Here is a 17,475-nt window from a genome sequence, read left to right on the forward strand (position 1 = left end):
GGTGCTGTTGCCGGGTGGCGCTGCGCTTACCCGGCCTACGAACACCGCACCTGTAGGCCGGGTAAGGCGAAGCCGCCACCCGGCAAAACGAATCGCGAGGCCAAAATGATCCACGTTGAAAATGTCAGTAAGACCTTTGTGCTCCACCAGCAAAACGGCGTCCGCCTGCCGGTACTGCAAAATGCCTCGTTAGAGGTCAGCGGCGGCGAATGCGTGGTGCTGCATGGCCATTCCGGCAGCGGAAAATCCACTCTGCTGCGTTCCCTGTACGCCAACTATTTACCGGACGAAGGCCATATCCATATTTACCATAACAATGAATGGATCGATCTGGTCCAGGCCCCTGCGCGCAAAGTACTGGAAGTGCGCCGTACAACGATCGGCTGGGTCAGCCAGTTCCTGCGGGTGATCCCGCGGATCTCCGCCCTGGACGTGGTGATGCAGCCCCTGCTGGATCTTGGCGTCCCGCGCGAAACCTGCGCCGCTAAAGCCGCCAGCCTGCTGACGCGCCTCAACGTGCCGGAGCGTCTGTGGCACCTCGCCCCGTCGACCTTTTCCGGTGGCGAACAGCAGCGCGTGAACATCGCGCGCGGCTTTATTGTCGACTATCCGATTTTACTGCTGGATGAACCCACCGCCTCGCTCGACGCTAAAAACAGCGCAGCGGTGATGGATCTGATCGAACAGGCCAAAGCGCGCGGCGCGGCGATCGTCGGGATCTTCCACGACGACGCCGTCCGCAATCTCGTGGCGGACAGGCTGCATCCAATGGGGACAAACGTATGATTATCAATAACGTCAGGCTGGTACTGGAAAATGAGGTCGTGAACGGCTCGGTTGAGGTCCGGGACGGCGTCATCCGCGCGTTTGCCGAAACCCAGAGCCGCTCCCCGGAGGCGATGGACGGCGAAGGCGGCTGGCTGCTGCCGGGGCTGATTGAGCTGCACACCGATAATCTGGACAAATTCTTCACTCCCCGCCCGAAGGTGGACTGGCCCGCCCATTCGGCGATGAGCAGCCACGACGCGCTGATGGTCGCCAGCGGTATCACCACGGTGCTGGACGCGGTGGCGATCGGCGACGTGCGCGACGGCGGCGATCGTCTGGAGAATCTGGAAAAGATGATCAACGCCGTGGAAGAGACGCAAAAGCGCGGCCTCAACCGCGCCGAGCACCGCCTGCACCTGCGCTGCGAGCTGCCGCACCACACCACGCTGCCGCTGTTTGAAAAACTGGTCGGGCGCGAGCCGGTGTCGCTGGTTTCGCTGATGGATCACTCCCCGGGGCAGCGCCAGTTCGCCAACATTGAAAAATATCGCGAATACTATCAGGGCAAGTATTCTCTCAGCGATGCGGAGATGGCGCGCTATGAAGAAGAGCAACTGGCGCTGGCAGCCCGGTGGTCGCAGCCGAACCGCCTCTCCATTGCCGCGATGTGTCGCGACCGGAATATCGCGCTGGCCAGCCATGACGACGCCACGCACGATCACGTACGGGAATCCCACCAGCTTGGCAGCGTGATCGCCGAATTTCCCACCACGTTCGAGGCGGCTGAAGCCTCCCGCAAGCACGGTATGAACGTGCTGATGGGTGCGCCGAACATCGTGCGCGGCGGCTCGCACTCCGGCAACGTGGCGGCAAGCTCGCTGGCCTCGCTCGGCCTGCTGGATATCCTCTCATCTGACTATTACCCCGCCAGCCTGCTGGACGCGGCCTTCCGCGTCGCGGACGACGAAGACAACCGCTTTACGCTGCCGCAGGCGATCCGTCTGGTGACGAAAAACCCGGCCAGCGCGCTCAACCTTCACGATCGCGGTGAGATTGCCGAAGGCAAACGGGCGGATCTGGTGCTGGCGCACCGCAAGGGCGAGCACATTCATATCGACCACGTCTGGCGTCAGGGAAAAAGGGTGTTCTGATGGGAAGACTCATCTGGTTAATGGGCCCGTCCGGCTCCGGGAAGGACAGCCTGCTGTCGGCGTTACGGCAGCGAGAACATTCACAGCTGCTGGTGGCGCACCGCTACATTACCCGCGCGGCGAACGCCGGGAGTGAAAACCATATCGCCCTGAGCGAGCAGGAGTTTTTTACCCGCGCCGGGCAAAACTTGCTGGCGCTGAGCTGGCACGCGAACGGCTTTTATTACGGCGTCGGCATCGAGATCGACCTCTGGCTGCACGCGGGCTTCGACGTGCTGGTCAACGGTTCACGCGCGCATCTGCCGCAGGCCATAGCCCGGTACGAAGCGGCGCTGCTGCCAGTCTGTTTGCAGGTTTCTCCGGATATTCTGCGCAGCCGCCTGCAAAGCCGGGGGCGCGAAAATGCGCGTGAGATCGACCAGCGGCTGGAACGTGCGGCGCGCTACACCCCATCGGGCTGTCACGTCCTCAATAACGACGGAAGTTTGCTACAGTCAGTCGAGACCTTTTTATCGCTTATTCGCCAGAAGGAGAGACAGCATGCCTGACTGCCAGCTTCGCCCCGCCACCGCCGACGATGCACAAATTGTTTACGCCCTGATCTGTGAACTGAAGCAGGCAGAGTTCGATCACCAGGCGTTTCACGCCGGATTTCTGGCCAACCTTCAGGATCACAATATGCGCTACCAGCTTGCCGAGCTGGACGGGCAGGTCATCGGCATGATCGGCCTGCACATGCAGTTTCACCTGCACCATGCCCGCTGGATCGGCGAGATCCAGGAGCTGGTGGTGATGCCGCAGGCGCGCGGACTGAAAGTGGGCAGCCAGCTCCTGGCCTGGGCAGAGGACATCGCGAGGCAGGCAGGTGCCGAGCTGACCGAACTTTCCACCAGCGTGAAGCGCGTGGATGCACACCGTTTTTATGTTCGTGAAGGGTATACGCAAAGCCATTTCCGCTTCACCAAACCGCTGTAGAGGTGCGTTATGAGTCTGACCATCACGTTAACGGGAACCGGAAGCGCACAGCTGGTGCCGGTGTTTGGCTGCGACTGTGCCGCGTGCCGAAGGGCGCGCTTGCAGGAAAATTATCGCCGTCGCCCCTGTAGCGCGGCGGTCAAATTCAACGATGCGGTCACCTTGCTGGACGCGGGTATTCCGCACCTGATGGACGACTGGCCTGCGGGCAGCTTCCAGCAGTTTTTGCTTACCCATTATCATATGGATCACGTTCAGGGGCTTTTCCCTCTGCGCTGGGGTGTAGGCGCCACCATTCCCGTCTACGGTCCGCCAGACGAGGCAGGCTGTGACGATCTGTTCAAACATCCGGGCATCCTGGATTTCAGCCACACGGTCGAGCCGTTCGTGATGTTTGAGCTACAGGGCCTGCGGGTGACGCCGCTGCCGCTCAACCATTCTAAACTCACGTTTGGCTATCTGCTGGAGTCCGCCCACAGCCGCGTGGCGTGGCTGTCTGATACCGCCGGACTGCCGGATAAAACGGTGACGTTTCTGCTTAACAACCAGCCGCAGGCGATAATCATCGACTGTAGCCATGAACCACGTCCGGAGACGCCGCGCAACCACTGTGATTTAAATACGGTGATGGCCCTGAACGAGGTGATTGGCTGTCCGCAGGTGATCCTGACGCATATCAGCCATCAGTTTGACGCGTGGATGATGGATAACCCGCTGCCGGACGGCATTGAAGCGGGATATGACGGGATGGTTTTGGTTCTCGACTGAGTTCTGCCGGGTGGCGGCTGTGCCTTACCCGGCCTACGCTCCAGGTTTTGTAGGCCTGCGTAAGCGAAGCGCCACCAGGTTTTAGCCTCGATCGTAATCATCCTCTAACCGACGCTCATCTTCTTCTAACCGACGCCTGTCGTCATCCAGCTGGCGCTGACGCTCGTCTAAACGCTGGCGTCGATCCTCTAACTGCCGGCGACGATCGTCGTACTGCCGGCTGTCGGTTTGACGGCTGCGATCGTAACGATCGTCGTCATCGTCATTACGGCTGCTGCCGGGGTTATAGGCGTCGTTGATCGCCTGCTGAATATTGCCAATGGCATCATCAATCACATCGGCATGCGCCAGCTGGCTGGTTAAAGTCAGCAAGCCAAATAACAGGGCGGTAGAGTAACGTTTCATAAGGCCAGACTCGCAGGTGAACTGGCCTTAAGGTAATGACTGGCTATTGGCGGGAGTAGCGGAGGAATCTCAAATTGCCCTCACCTGCGCAGCGCCGCTCAGGCTTGCCGACATCTTTTTGACGTGACGGAAATTCAATCCACGTCACATCCCTGCCCTTTCGACACGTCAATTTTGACGATTGGCTGTTTTTCGTCAGGGTTTTGCTCCGCAAACGGCCGTAACGTCAGGAAATACCCCTATTAAAAACATGGCATAGATGCTGCATAAAGGGCAGGTAAGAACTGTTTAACGGGAGCAAAGTGATGAAAAAGGTCGTCACGGTTTGCCCTTATTGTGCCTCAGGTTGCAAGATCCACCTGGTGGTCGATAACGGCAAAATCGTCCGGGCGGAAGCGGCGCAGGGTAAAACCAATCAGGGCACGCTGTGCCTGAAAGGGTATTACGGCTGGGATTTTATTAACGATACCCAAATCCTCACGCCGCGCCTGAAAACCCCCATGATCCGCCGCGAGCGCGGTGGCAAGCTGGAAGCCGTCTCCTGGAATGAAGCGCTGGATTATGTCGCCACGCGCCTCAGCGCCATCAAGGCCAAGTATGGCCCGGATGCGATTCAGACCACCGGCTCCTCGCGCGGGACGGGGAACGAAACCAACTACGTGATGCAAAAATTCGCGCGCGCCGTTATTGGTACCAATAACGTCGACTGCTGCGCTCGCGTCTGACACGGCCCATCGGTTGCAGGTCTGCACCAGTCGGTCGGTAATGGCGCAATGAGCAATGCCATCAATGAGATAGATAACACCGATCTGGTGTTTATCTTCGGTTATAACCCGGCGGATTCTCACCCTATCGTCGCGAACCACGTTATTCGCGCCAAACAGAACGGGGCGAAAATCATCGTCTGCGATCCGCGCAAAATCGAAACCGCGCGCATTGCGGATATGCACATCGCACTGAAAAACGGCTCGAACATCGCGCTGTTGAACGCGATGGGGCACGTCATTATTGAGGAAAACCTGTATGACCAGGCGTTTGTCGCCACGCGTACGGAAGGGTTTGAAGAGTACCGGAAAATTGTCGAAGGCTACACGCCGGAGTCGGTAGAGTCGATAACCGGCGTGAGCGCACAGGCGATCCGCCAGGCCGCACGCATGTACGCCGGGGCCAAAACCGCCGCCATTCTGTGGGGCATGGGCGTCACCCAGTTCTATCAGGGCGTGGAAACCGTGCGTTCCCTGACCAGCCTCGCGATGCTGACCGGAAATCTGGGTAAAGCGCATGTCGGCGTGAACCCGGTGCGCGGTCAGAATAACGTGCAGGGCGCGTGCGACATGGGCGCGCTGCCGGACACGTATCCTGGCTATCAGTACGTGAAGTACCCGGAAAACCGCGAGAAGTTTGCGAAGGCCTGGGGCGTGGAGAGCCTGCCGGAACACACCGGATACCGCATCAGCGAGCTGCCGCACCGCGCGGCGCACGGCGAAGTGCGGGCGGCCTACATCATGGGTGAAGATCCGCTCCAGACCGACGCCGAGCTGTCTGCGGTGCGCAAAGGCTTCGAGGATCTGGAGCTGGTGATTGTCCAGGATATCTTCATGACCAAAACCGCGGCGGCGGCGGATGTGATTCTCCCGTCGACCTCCTGGGGCGAGCATGAAGGTGTCTACACGGCGGCAGACCGCGGTTTCCAGCGCTTCTTTAAGGCCGTTGAGCCGAAGTGGGATCTGAAAACCGACTGGCAGATCATCAGCGAAATCGCCACCCGCATGGGCTACCCGATGCACTACAACAACACCCAGGAGATCTGGGACGAGCTGCGTCATCTCTGCCCGGATTTTTACGGGGCAACCTATGAAAAAATGGGCGAGCTGGGGTATATCCAGTGGCCGTGCCGGGACGAGTCGGAGGCCGACCAGGGGACGTCTTATCTCTTTAAGGAGAAATTCGATACCCCGAACGGGCTGGCGCAGTTCTTCACCTGCGACTGGGTCGCGCCGATCGATAAACTCACTGACGAGTTTCCGATGGTGCTCTCCACCGTGCGCGAAGTGGGCCACTACTCCTGCCGTTCAATGACCGGCAACTGTGCCGCGCTGGCGGCGCTGGCGGACGAGCCGGGCTACGCGCAGATCAACACCGCCGACGCCGAACGGCTCGGTATTGAAGATGAAGCGCTGGTGTGGGTGAACTCGCGTAAAGGCCGCGTCATTACCCGCGCGCAGGTCAGCGACCGTCCGAACAAAGGGGCGGTCTACATGACCTACCAGTGGTGGATTGGCGCCTGTAACGAACTGGTGACGGAGAACCTCAGCCCGATAACCAAAACGCCGGAGTATAAATACTGCGCCGTCAACGTGGAGCCGATTGCGGACCAGCACGCGGCGGAACAGTATGTGATCGACGAATATAACAAGCTGAAGGCCCGACTGCGTGAAAGCGCAATGGGTTAATGCTGTTAAATAATCGCTGACTAAATGGGGTGAGATATTCACCCCATTATTATTTCTTGCACCAATATTAATTACATCTATATATATTTCTGAAGGCGTCTCGCAGAAAAATGTAATTTGCGCGGAAATAAATTACATCTTTGCATTTTAATTCAGAGGGATAAGATATGCGGCGGGTGCTTAAGACTTTCTGTCTTGAGCATTGTTGAGGGACAGAAAGTGGAAAGCCCCGGGAAATTTGCATTTACCCGAGGCTACCCCTCAACTACCAACAGGTTGAGAGTAGCCTCTTATTCTTTTGTAAGCAAGGAGTAAAAGGCATGACGCCATTAAAAACTGCGTTAGGCATCGTCTTTATTATTTGCCTGACGATAGTGATCTTTACCTTTATTACTCGCGATAAGTTATGTGAGTTTTCAATAAAGAGTGAACATCAGGAGGTGGCGGCAAAATTAGCCTGCACCGCGGGCTAACCTCTTCGGGCGGAACGCGTGTTCCGCCCGGCTTGTGGGATGCTGAGGTCTTAACGCACCCGTTTTTTTCTTCTGTCGCCGCGATTATACTGCGCGGCGTGTACCCAGATGATAAGAATCCATGAAAACCCTTTTTCTGATGTTGTTCTTTTTAACCGCATTTGCCCATGCCGATGAGATTGGCGGCCAGTATAAAAAGCAGGCTGAAGCGGGCAATGCGCGCGCGCAGTATTATCTCGCCGATACGTACTTCAGCTCCGGTGACAAAATGCAGGCAGCGCTATGGGCCGAGAAAGCCGCGAAAGGCGGTGATGTCGACGCCATGGGGTTACTCTCGCAGATCCTCTTTACGCAGGGGGATTATGCTCAGTCCAAAACGCTGGCGCAGCAGGCCACCATCGCAGGCAGCAAGCGCGGCACAATTATGCTGGCGCGCATTCTGGTGAACACGCAGGCGGGTAAAACCGACTATCCCCAGGCCATCAAGCTCCTGCAATCGGCGACCGAAGATATCGATAGCGACGCGGCGGTGGACGCGCAGCTGCTGCTGGGGCTGATTTATGCCAACGGTGTTGACGTCCCTCAGGATGACGCGCAGGCCGCGTCGTGGTTTAAACGCAGCTCGTCACTGTCACGTACCGGTTATGCGGAGTACTGGGCAGGAATGCTGTTTCAGCAGGGGGAGAAAGGGTTTATTACGCCGAATAAGCAGAAAGCGCTCTACTGGCTAAACCTGAGCTGTACCGAAGGGTTTGATACGGGGTGTGAGGAGTTTGATGCGTTGAGCGGAGAATAACGTGCCGGGTGGCGGCTTCGCCTTACCCGGCCTACAAAACCCGTAGGCCCGGTAAGCGCAGCGCCACCGGGCTTAGGATGTTACTGGTCAGCCGTCTTATCAAAACGACCCAGCACCTCGCGTTCATACGCCAGCGCTTTTTTACGGTCGAATTTGTGTTCCCACTTGGAGATAACCAGCACCGCCAGCGCGTTACCTACCACGTTCAGCGCGGTACGCGCCATGTCGAGGATACGGTCTACACCGGCGATGAACGCCAGGCCTTCCAGCGGAATACCCACGCTGCCCAGCGTCGCCAGCAGCACCACGAAGGAGACGCCCGGCACGCCTGCGATGCCCTTTGAGGTCACCATCAGCGTCAGAACCAGTACGATCTCCTGCCACAGCGACAGGTCAATGCCGTACAGCTGCGCGATAAAGATCGCCGCAATACTCTGGTACAGCGTCGAGCCATCCAGGTTAAAGGAGTAGCCGGTCGGCACCACGAAGCTCGTTATCGACGCTGGCGCACCGTACGCCTCCATCTTCTCGATAATGCGCGGCAGCACGCTCTCGGAGCTTGCGGTGGAATACGCCAGAATCAGCTCATCCTTCAGGATGCGGATCAGGATCCAGATACTCAGCCCGCACAGGCGCGCCACAATCCCCAGCACCACCAGCGCGAAGAACAGAATGGCGAAGTGCACCAGGAGCACCAGCTTCGCCAGCGGCCACAGGGAGGCAAAACCGAAGTTCGCCACGGTCACGGCGATCAGCGCAAAGACCCCAACCGGTGCATAGCGCATGACCATGTGGGTGACTTTGAACATGGTTTCGGAGATAGAGCGGAACACGGTCACCAGCGGCTCACGGTGCGTTGCCGGCAGGGAGGAGAGCCCCAGACCAAAGAGGACCGAGAAGAAGATGATCGGCAGCATCTCGCCTTTCGCCATCGACGCGATAATGTTGGTCGGCACCAGCGACAGGATCGTGCCCATCAGGCCGTGAGCGTGGCTCTGCACGTCAGCGGTCGTGCTTTGATATTTCGAAATATCCACCGTCGCCAGCTGCGACATATCGATCCCGGAACCTGGCTGGAATACGTTCGCCAGGGTAATGCCAAGAATGATGGCAACCGTGGTGATCACTTCGAAATAGATAATGGTTTTTGCACCGATGCGGCCTAACTGCTTCGCATCACCTACCCCGGCAATACCGACCACCAGCGTCGAGATCACAATGGGCACCACAATCATCTTGATCAGATGAATAAAGATATCGCCCGCAGGGGAGAGAAGGTTCGCAATCAGCCACTCGCGGCTGTCGCTATGATAATGGAGGTAACTGCCCAGCAAGATGCCCAGCACAAGGGCCAGCAGGATCTGCCAGGCCAGGCTGACTTTCAAATTTTTCATAGAAACTGACTTCCTCAATGAAATCTCCGCACCAGCAAAACTGCATGAATATGGAGACATACTGAAAGGGTATGAATTGTGTTGCGTTGGTTTATGGGATTTTTTAACGCGCCGTATGAGTATCATTTGCACGGCATGCTGCGCAAGCCTTAAAGAACAAGGCATTTCACTGCAAAAAGGGTCACTGGCGGTAATTTATAGCAATTCGCATAAATAACCGTTTGTTATACAAAATATTTTCACTGCAAAAAAGTGAATAATTCTTCAGATGAATTATTTCCCTTCAAAGTTTCATTCGCTCAATTTTCATACGCTTCAGACAATGCGTGATCTGTCGCCCAAATACTAAACAAAGCTTGTAAAGCCCCTACTATTAACGTTTTTGCGACATATTATTAACATCTTACAAGGAGAAAAAAAGCCATGAGCCAAATACACAAACACGACATTCCCGCAAACATTGCGGACCGTTGCCTGATAAGCCCGGAGCAGTACCAGAAGAAATATCAGCAGTCTATTTCCAGCCCTGACGCGTTCTGGGGCGAACAGGGCCACATCCTCGACTGGATCAAACCTTATCAGAAGGTAAAGAACACCTCTTTCGCGCCGGGTAACGTCTCCATTAAATGGTATGAAGACGGCACGCTGAACCTGGCGGCGAACTGCCTGGACCGCCATCTTGCCGAACGCGGCAACGAAACGGCCATTATCTGGGAAGGCGACGATGCCTCTCAGAGCAAACACATCTCCTATAAAGAACTGCACCGCGACGTCTGCCGCTTCGCCAACGTGCTGCTGGCCCAGGGCATTAAAAAAGGCGACGTGGTGGCTATCTATATGCCCATGGTGCCGGAAGCCGCGGTGGCTATGCTGGCCTGCGCGCGCATCGGTGCGATCCACTCCGTGATCTTCGGCGGCTTCTCGCCGGAAGCGGTTGCCGGACGCATCGTTGACTCTAATTCGAAGCTGGTGATCACCGCTGACGAGGGCGTGCGCGCCGGTCGCGGTATTCCGCTGAAGAAAAACGTCGATGAAGCGCTGAAAAACCCGAACGTGAAGTCCATCAATAACGTCATTGTCTTCAAACGTACGGGCGGCAACATCGACTGGCACGAGGGGCGCGACCTGTGGTGGAGCGATCTGATTGAAAACGCGAGTGACCAGCATCAGCCGGAAGAGATGAACGCGGAAGATCCGCTGTTTATCCTTTATACCTCCGGCTCCACCGGTAAGCCGAAGGGCGTACTGCATACCACCGGCGGCTATCTGGTGTACGCCGCGACGACCTTTAAATACGTTTTCGACTACCATCCGGGCGACATCTACTGGTGCACCGCCGACGTGGGCTGGGTCACCGGTCACAGCTACCTGCTGTACGGCCCGCTGGCCTGCGGCGCAACGACGCTGATGTTTGAAGGCGTACCGAACTGGCCGACCCCGGCGCGCATGTGCCAGGTAGTTGATAAGCATCAGGTTAACATTCTCTACACCGCGCCAACGGCAATCCGTGCGCTGATGGCGGAAGGGGATAAAGCCATCGAGGGAACTGACCGCTCTTCCCTGCGCATCCTCGGCTCCGTAGGCGAGCCGATTAATCCGGAAGCCTGGGAGTGGTACTGGAAGAAAATCGGCAACGAGAAGTGCCCGGTGATGGACACCTGGTGGCAGACCGAAACCGGCGGCTTCATGATCACGCCAATGCCGGGCGCCACGCAGCTGAAAGCCGGTTCGGCCACGCGCCCGTTCTTCGGCGTGCAGCCTGCGCTGGTGGACAACGAAGGCAATCCGCAGGAAGGCGCCACCGAAGGCAACCTGGTGATCGTCGATTCCTGGCCAGGCCAGGCACGCACCCTGTTCGGCGACCATGAGCGCTTCGAGCAGACCTACTTCTCGACCTTCAAAAACATGTACTTCAGCGGCGACGGCGCGCGCCGGGATGAAGACGGTTATTACTGGATCACCGGACGCGTGGACGACGTGCTGAACGTTTCCGGCCACCGTCTGGGTACGGCAGAGATTGAATCCGCGCTGGTGTCGCATCCGAAGATTGCCGAAGCGGCGGTGGTCGGCATTCCGCACAACATCAAGGGCCAGGCGATTTACGCCTACGTCACCCTGAACCACGGTGAAGAGCCGTCTCCGGAGCTGTATACCGAGGTGCGCAACTGGGTACGTAAAGAGATTGGCCCGCTTGCCACGCCGGACGTACTGCACTGGACAGACTCGCTGCCGAAAACCCGTTCCGGCAAGATTATGCGCCGTATCCTGCGCAAAATCGCGGCAGGCGATACCAGCAACCTCGGCGATACCTCAACGCTTGCCGATCCTGGCGTGGTGGACAAACTGCTCGAAGAGAAGCAGGCCATCGCGATGCCATCATAATCTTTTCTCCCTCTCCCCTCACCCTAACCCTCTCCCCATAGGGGAGAGGGGATAAAACAAACCAACCTTACCTCTGGAGATTTCTGTGATGAATCATGATATTTGTCAGCAGATAGAGAATAGTGCGCACTACAGGGAGCTCGTCGAAAAACGGCAACGGTTTGCCTTCATCCTTTCCATCATCATGCTGATTATCTACGTCGGCTTTATTCTGCTGATCGCCTTTGCGCCGCAGTGGCTTGGGACGCCGCTGCACGCCGGAACCAGCGTTACGCGTGGTATCCCGATTGGCATTGGCGTTATCGTGATTTCGTTTGTGCTGACGGGTGTGTACGTCTGGCGTGCGAACGGTGAATTCGATCGTCTTAATAAAGCAGTACTGCAAGAGGTAAAAGCATCATGAAGCGAGTCCTGACGGCGCTTGCCGCCACACTTCCCTTTGCTGCCCAGGCGGCGGATGCCCTTACCGGCGAGGTTCAGCGCCAGCCCACCAACTGGCAGGCTATCGTCATGTTCCTGATTTTCGTGGTGCTGACGCTGTACATTACGTACTGGGCATCGAAACGCGTGCGCTCCCGTAACGATTACTACACCGCGGGCGGCAACATAACCGGCTTCCAGAACGGGCTGGCGATTGCGGGTGACTTTATGTCTGCCGCCTCGTTCCTCGGGATCTCCGCGCTGGTTTACACCTCCGGCTACGACGGCCTGATCTACTCCCTCGGCTTCCTCGTCGGCTGGCCGATCATTCTGTTCCTGATTGCCGAGCGCCTGCGTAACCTTGGTCGCTACACCTTTGCCGACGTGGCCTCCTACCGTCTGAAGCAAGGCCCTATCCGCATGCTGTCCGCCTGCGGTTCGCTGGTGGTCGTGGCGCTGTACCTGATTGCCCAGATGGTGGGCGCAGGCAAGCTGATCGAGCTGCTGTTCGGCCTGAACTACCACGTCGCGGTGGTGCTGGTGGGCGTGCTGATGGTGATGTACGTTCTGTTCGGCGGCATGCTGGCCACCACCTGGGTGCAGATCATCAAAGCCGTGCTGCTGCTGTTCGGCGCAAGCTTTATGGCCTTTATGGTGATGAAACACGTCGGCTTCAGCTTCAATAACCTGTTTACCGAAGCGATGTCGGTACACCCGAAAGGAGAAGCGATCATGAGCCCGGGCGGGCTGGTGAAAGATCCGATATCCGCGCTCTCGCTCGGTCTCGGCCTGATGTTTGGTACTGCGGGGCTGCCGCACATTCTGATGCGTTTCTTCACCGTGTCAGACGCGCGTGAAGCGCGCAAGAGCGTGTTCTACGCCACCGGTTTCATGGGCTACTTCTACATTCTGACCTTCATTATCGGCTTCGGCGCGATCATGCTGGTGGGGGCGAACCCGGCGTTTAAAGACGCGGCAGGCGCGCTGATTGGCGGTAACAACATGGCGGCGGTGCACCTGGCCGACGCGGTGGGCGGTAACCTGTTCCTCGGCTTTATCTCCGCCGTGGCCTTCGCCACCATCCTTGCGGTGGTCGCCGGGCTGACGCTGGCGGGCGCGTCTGCGGTATCGCACGACCTCTACGCCAACGTCTTCCGTAAAGGCGCGAGCGAGCGCGACGAGCTGAAGGTTTCCAAAATCACCGTGCTGGTGCTGGGCGTGGTCGCCATTCTGCTGGGCATTCTCTTCGAGAAGCAGAACATCGCCTTCATGGTAGGGCTGGCCTTCTCGATTGCGGCGAGCTGTAACTTCCCGATCATTCTGCTCTCCATGTACTGGTCAAAACTGACCACCCGTGGGGCGATGATTGGCGGCTGGCTGGGGCTGCTGACGGCGGTGGTTCTGATGATCCTCGGCCCGACGATTTGGGTGCAGATCCTTGGTCACGAAAGCGCTATCTTCCCGTATGAATACCCGGCGCTGTTCTCCATTGCCGTGGCGTTTATCGGGATCTGGTTCTTCTCGGCCACCGACAACTCGCCGGAGGGTAACCTGGAGCGTGAGAAATTCCGCGCCCAGTTTATCCGCTCGCAGACCGGCCTGGGCGTTGAGCAGGGCCGCGCGCACTAAGCCTTTCTCCCCGGTCATGCTGGCCGGGGAGCTTAAAACATCACCCACGCCACCAGCGGCGCGATTAATACCATCGTCACGCCCGACAGCATCATCACCAGGCTTGCCACCACGCCCTCCTGCTGACCGAGTTCATACGAACGCGCCGTCCCCGCACCGTGCGACGCCGCGCCAAAGCCCGCCCCTTTCGCCATCCCTTCCCGAATGGACAGCCGCAGAAACAGCATATCGCCCACCGCCATGCCGAATACGCCGGTGACGACCACAAACAGCGCCACCAGGTCCGGCTGCCCGCCGAGCGGTTTGGCGGCCGCCAGCGCAAACGGCGTGGTCACCGAGCGCACGGCCAGGCTGCGCTGAATTTCATCGGAGAGGGTAAACAGCCGCGCCAGCCAGACGGAGCTACAGACCGCCACCACCGTCGCGGTGACGACCCCCGCGCTGAGCGACATCCAGTGGCGTTTGATAATCGCCAGGTTGTCATACACCGGCACCGCAAAGGCGATAGTCGCCGGGCCGAGCAGCCACAGCAGCCAGTGGGATTCACCAATGTAGTTCTGCCAGGAGATATGGCCGAAGACCAGCATCAGCACCAGCAGGATGGGCGTGAAGACCAGCGGCATCAGCGGCAGCGTGCGAAAGCGGCGATACAGGCGCTTGTTGGCAAAGTAGATGGCGACCGTCACGATCAGGCACAGCACGCTTATCTGAAAGTTAGTCATGCTTTTGCCTGCTGATTTCGAACCGGTACACCTTGTCCACCACCCAGGCGGTGGCCCCCAGCACCATCAGCGTGCTCAGGGCAATAACCGCGAAGATGCGCCAGCCGTCGACCATCAGCAGCTGCGCATAGTTCACCACGGCGACCACGGCCGGAACGAAAAACAGCAGCATCTCCGCCAGCAGCCAGCGCGCGCCGGCGCGCACCCAGCTGAGGGGCAACGCGCGGCAGAGGATCAGCGCCAGCATCAGCACCATCCCCACCAGGTTAGCGGGTAAAGGCAGGTGAAGCCAGTCGACAAGATATTCCGCAAAAACAAACAGTCCCGCGTAAAGCAGTACCTGAACCGGGACCTGGAGTCGTTGCACAACGGCAGGCGTAACACGGCTTAACGCCACGGCCATGGGTTTTTTCCTCAGAATTGAGACGAGGCGCCAGTATAGTGAGCGTACGTCATCGACTGAAATGAATTAAAATCATCGAAGGTATAGTTTCGAGGAATAATCATGGACATAAGAACGCTGCGCTATTTTGTCGAGGTGGTTCGCCAGCAAAGTTTTACCCGCGCAGCGGAGAAGTTGTTCGTTACCCAGCCGACCATAAGCAAGATGCTGAAAAACCTCGAGGACGAGCTGAACTGTACCCTGCTTATTCGTGACGGACGCAAGCTGCTGCTGACCGATACCGGCCGCGTGGTGTTCGAGCGCGGGCTGGCGATCCTGGCAGAGTTCCGCCAGCTGGAGGCCGAGCTTGGTGACATTAATCACCTGACAAAAGGGCTGCTGCGGCTCGGCATTCCGCCGATGGTCGGCATGATGATGGCCGGGCCGATAAGCCTCTTCCGTCAGCGCTACCCCGGCGTTGAGCTTAAAATTTCTGAGTTTGGCGGCCTGACCGTGCAGCAGGCGGTGATCAACGGCGAGCTGGACGTGGCCATGACGGCCCTTCCCGTGGAGGAAGAGAGCGGGCTGGCAACGCTGCCGCTGTTCAGCCATCCGCTGTGCGTGCTGGTGCCTCGCTCCGGCGACTGGCTGAAGGTTGAGTCGGTGAACCCCGAGCTGCTCGGCGAGCACCCGCTGCTGATTTACAACGAAGATTTCGCCTTAAGCCGCCAGCTGATGGCGCTGTTTAATCACCATAACGTGAAGCCCCGCATTGCGGTGCGCAGCGGCCAGTGGGATTTTCTCGCGGCGATGGTCCAGGCGGGCGTGGGGATTGCCATTCTGCCGCAGCCGATTTGCGAACGGCTGGATAAAAACACGCTGCGCTGGATCCCGCTGGAGAGTGACCTGCACTGGCAGTTGGGGATGATCTGGCGTGAAGGGGTGTATCTGTCGCACAGCGCACAGGCGTGGCTGCAATGTTGTGAGGGGTTTTGGGTGCGGTCTGAATAGTGCCGGGTGGCGGCTTCGCCTTACCCGGCCTACGGTTCAAATGTAGGCCCGGTAAGCGCAGCGCCACCGGGCAACAACGCGCTACTGATTCTCTATCAACAGCGCTTCCAGCAGATCCAGATCGTGCAGCAGCTTTTGCAGCGTCTCGTTGCTGATCTGACGCGTCGCGCGCAGGTGATACAGCTCGGCACGCTCGGAGCGCAGCGCCGCCAGGCGGAAACGACGCTCGAGGTTCTCTTCCTGCAACGAACTTTCCACGTCGTTACGCCCGTCAGCACGACGGCGCAAATTACCAATCACGCGTGAACTGACTTCCTTCAGCAGCTGGTTATCAATGTTCTCTTCGGCATCGGCTGCCAGACGCTCCTCCATCTTCTCAATGGCGACAATCGCGACTTCCGCCGTCGCCGCGCGGGCAATCCGCTCTTCTTTATGCTGCTGCGAAGAGTCACCCGCATCAATGTGTTGCAGCAGAATCGGCAGCATAATCACGCCGACAAACAGCGAGAAGAGGATCACGCCCGCCGCCAGGAACACCAGCTCGTAGCGCGCCGGGAAGACATCGCCCGTCGGCAGCAGCAGCGGAATGGAGAGCACACCGGCAAGGGTAATCGCCCCGCGCACGCCGGCGAAAGAGGCAATCAGCAGCTCGCGCGTGGTCCAGGAGCCGAACTCCATCGGCTTTTTCGTCAGGAAGCGGACGCTGAACTTTTTCATCGTCCACAGCCAGCCGAAACGCACCAGCATCAGCGCAAGGTAGATGAGCACGATATCGGTAAACAGCATCCAGACTTCAACGTTCGGATCGGCTTCTGCCGCGATCAGCGAAGATTCCATAATGCCCGGCAACTGTAGACCCAACAGCAGGAAGACCATGCCGTTGAACACGAATTCCAGCATCGCCCAGGTACTGTTTGCACGCAGGCGCATCGCCAGCGGCGCGCGGCGCATCACGCCGGAGCGGGTGATGGTCATCCCTGCGGCTACCGCTGCCAGAATGCCCGACACGCCGATATGTTCGGCAATCAGATAAGAGGCAAACGGCAGCAGGAACAGCAGAACGATCTGCGTCGCCGGTTCATCGCCGCCCCAGCGGCTGAGGAAGCGCAGCGAACGACCGTACAGCCAGCTCACCACAAAGCCTGCGAGGATCCCGCCAATCGCCACCTTGAAGAATTCCAGGGTCGCGCCACCAATGGTAAAGACCATGGTGCCCATGGCTACCGCCACGGCAAACTTCAGGGCCACCAGGCCGGAAGCGTCGTTCATCAACGCTTCACCCTGCAAAATGCCCATGATTTTCTTTGGAATGCGCCCTTCGCCTACGATGCCGGACAGCGCCACGGCGTCGGTCGGCGACAGTACGGCGGCCAGCGCAAAGGCGGGAATTAACGGGATACCCGGTACAGCCCAGTAGATCAGGAAACCTATCCCGACCACGGTAACGACCACCAGCGCCAGCGCCAGACCGAAGATCTCTCGCCCGTGCTCAAGAAATTCGCGCGTCGGCGTTTTCCACCCATCGGCAAACAGCAGCGGCGGGATAAACAGCACGAGGAACAGTTCCGGATCGAACTCCACGTGCAGACCGAACGTCGGCCACGCCAGCAGCGCGCCGATGGCTATTTGCATTAAAGGCAGGGGGACCTGGAAGGGCAGTACGCGTGTAACCACCCCGGATAATGAGACCACAAGGGTCATGATGAGTATTGTGAAGAAAATTTCCATGCGTTCCCTGTTTGCTGT

Annotated in this window: 17 protein-coding genes; 12 read left to right on the plus strand and 5 right to left on the minus strand. The window is 58.2% G+C overall.

Going from position 1 to position 17,475, the window contains the following annotated elements; genetic code table 11:
* Nucleotides 1–105: 105 nt before the first annotated feature.
* Genes phnL through phnP form a run of 5 tightly spaced genes read left to right on the plus strand, consistent with a single transcriptional unit; the run spans nucleotide 106 to nucleotide 3,662 of the window.
* The gene (gene phnL, locus INF58_RS18425; RefSeq protein ID WP_193528262.1) at nucleotides 106–786 is read left to right on the plus strand and encodes a phosphonate C-P lyase system protein PhnL; all 681 of its coding nucleotides are present in this window, start codon (nucleotides 106–108) and stop codon (nucleotides 784–786) included.
* Complete coding sequence (phnM, locus tag INF58_RS18430) at nucleotides 783–1,919, plus strand: alpha-D-ribose 1-methylphosphonate 5-triphosphate diphosphatase (protein ID WP_112793231.1); 1,137 nt, start codon at nucleotides 783–785, stop codon at nucleotides 1,917–1,919. The genes phnL and phnM overlap by 4 nt, the downstream gene beginning before the upstream one ends.
* Nucleotides 1,916–2,467: a ribose 1,5-bisphosphokinase gene (gene phnN / locus INF58_RS18435; RefSeq protein WP_107534481.1), complete on the plus strand. Its 552-nt coding sequence runs from the start codon at nucleotides 1,916–1,918 to the stop codon at nucleotides 2,465–2,467. Before phnM ends, phnN begins: the two co-directional genes overlap by 4 nt.
* Entirely contained in the window at nucleotides 2,460–2,894 is a 435-nt protein-coding gene (gene phnO / locus INF58_RS18440; protein WP_063865487.1) for an aminoalkylphosphonate N-acetyltransferase, read from the plus strand. Before phnN ends, phnO begins: the two co-directional genes overlap by 8 nt.
* Before the next feature lie 9 nt (nucleotides 2,895–2,903).
* Nucleotides 2,904–3,662, plus strand: a complete 759-nt coding sequence (gene phnP / locus INF58_RS18445; protein WP_193528263.1) for a phosphonate metabolism protein PhnP — start codon at nucleotides 2,904–2,906, stop codon at nucleotides 3,660–3,662.
* An 81-nt stretch (nucleotides 3,663–3,743) separates the two neighbouring features.
* Here the strand turns inward: phnP and yjdP are convergent, their stop codons facing one another.
* Nucleotides 3,744–4,067 carry a DDRRRQL repeat protein YjdP gene (gene yjdP / locus INF58_RS18450; RefSeq protein ID WP_058652447.1) on the minus strand — a complete coding sequence of 108 codons (324 nt, stop codon included), beginning with the start codon at nucleotides 4,065–4,067 and terminating at the stop codon, nucleotides 3,744–3,746.
* A gap of 305 nt (nucleotides 4,068–4,372) precedes the next feature.
* Between yjdP and fdhF the strand changes: the two genes are divergently transcribed.
* From fdhF to INF58_RS18465, 3 genes are all read left to right on the plus strand, one after another.
* Entirely contained in the window at nucleotides 4,373–6,520 is a 2,148-nt protein-coding gene (gene fdhF, locus INF58_RS18455) for a formate dehydrogenase subunit alpha (RefSeq protein WP_107534479.1), read from the plus strand.
* 320 nt (nucleotides 6,521–6,840) lie between these two features.
* Nucleotides 6,841–6,993, plus strand: a complete 153-nt coding sequence (locus INF58_RS18460) for a Hok/Gef family protein (RefSeq protein ID WP_063865490.1) — start codon at nucleotides 6,841–6,843, stop codon at nucleotides 6,991–6,993.
* 121 nt (nucleotides 6,994–7,114) lie between these two features.
* Nucleotides 7,115–7,789 carry a tetratricopeptide repeat protein gene (locus INF58_RS18465; protein ID WP_131637925.1) on the plus strand — a complete coding sequence of 225 codons (675 nt, stop codon included), beginning with the start codon at nucleotides 7,115–7,117 and terminating at the stop codon, nucleotides 7,787–7,789.
* 80 nt (nucleotides 7,790–7,869) lie between these two features.
* Here the strand turns inward: INF58_RS18465 and gltP are convergent, their stop codons facing one another.
* Nucleotides 7,870–9,183, minus strand: coding sequence for a glutamate/aspartate:proton symporter GltP (gene gltP / locus INF58_RS18470; protein ID WP_102751353.1), 1,314 nt, complete (start codon nucleotides 9,181–9,183; stop codon nucleotides 7,870–7,872).
* 423 nt (nucleotides 9,184–9,606) lie between these two features.
* Here gltP and acs point away from each other — a divergent pair, with 423 nt between their 5' ends.
* From acs to actP, 3 genes are all read left to right on the plus strand, one after another.
* On the plus strand, nucleotides 9,607–11,565 hold the full coding sequence (gene acs, locus INF58_RS18475; protein WP_193528264.1) for an acetate--CoA ligase: 1,959 nt from the start codon (nucleotides 9,607–9,609) through the stop codon (nucleotides 11,563–11,565).
* 88 nt (nucleotides 11,566–11,653) lie between these two features.
* A complete protein-coding gene (locus INF58_RS18480; RefSeq protein ID WP_131637960.1) occupies nucleotides 11,654–11,968 on the plus strand; it encodes a DUF485 domain-containing protein in 315 nt (104 codons plus the stop codon).
* Nucleotides 11,965–13,614, plus strand: a complete 1,650-nt coding sequence (actP, locus tag INF58_RS18485) for a cation/acetate symporter ActP (RefSeq protein ID WP_107534475.1) — start codon at nucleotides 11,965–11,967, stop codon at nucleotides 13,612–13,614. The genes INF58_RS18480 and actP overlap by 4 nt, the downstream gene beginning before the upstream one ends.
* Before the next feature lie 32 nt (nucleotides 13,615–13,646).
* Here the strand turns inward: actP and INF58_RS18490 are convergent, their stop codons facing one another.
* Both INF58_RS18490 and INF58_RS18495 read right to left on the minus strand, forming a co-directional pair.
* Nucleotides 13,647–14,336, minus strand: coding sequence for an LrgB family protein (locus tag INF58_RS18490; protein ID WP_102751355.1), 690 nt, complete (start codon nucleotides 14,334–14,336; stop codon nucleotides 13,647–13,649).
* Nucleotides 14,329–14,739 carry a CidA/LrgA family protein gene (locus INF58_RS18495; protein ID WP_063865496.1) on the minus strand — a complete coding sequence of 137 codons (411 nt, stop codon included), beginning with the start codon at nucleotides 14,737–14,739 and terminating at the stop codon, nucleotides 14,329–14,331. The genes INF58_RS18490 and INF58_RS18495 overlap by 8 nt, the downstream gene beginning before the upstream one ends.
* A gap of 102 nt (nucleotides 14,740–14,841) precedes the next feature.
* Between INF58_RS18495 and INF58_RS18500 the strand changes: the two genes are divergently transcribed.
* Nucleotides 14,842–15,729, plus strand: a complete 888-nt coding sequence (locus INF58_RS18500) for a LysR family transcriptional regulator (protein ID WP_193528265.1) — start codon at nucleotides 14,842–14,844, stop codon at nucleotides 15,727–15,729.
* Between the two features lie 81 nt (nucleotides 15,730–15,810).
* Here the strand turns inward: INF58_RS18500 and INF58_RS18505 are convergent, their stop codons facing one another.
* Entirely contained in the window at nucleotides 15,811–17,457 is a 1,647-nt protein-coding gene (locus INF58_RS18505) for a Na+/H+ antiporter (protein WP_063449847.1), read from the minus strand.
* Between the last annotated feature and the right edge of the window lie 18 nt (nucleotides 17,458–17,475).

This window comes from Enterobacter cloacae complex sp. P24RS (assembly GCF_014982165.1).
Lineage (GTDB): Bacteria > Pseudomonadota > Gammaproteobacteria > Enterobacterales > Enterobacteriaceae > Enterobacter > Enterobacter quasihormaechei.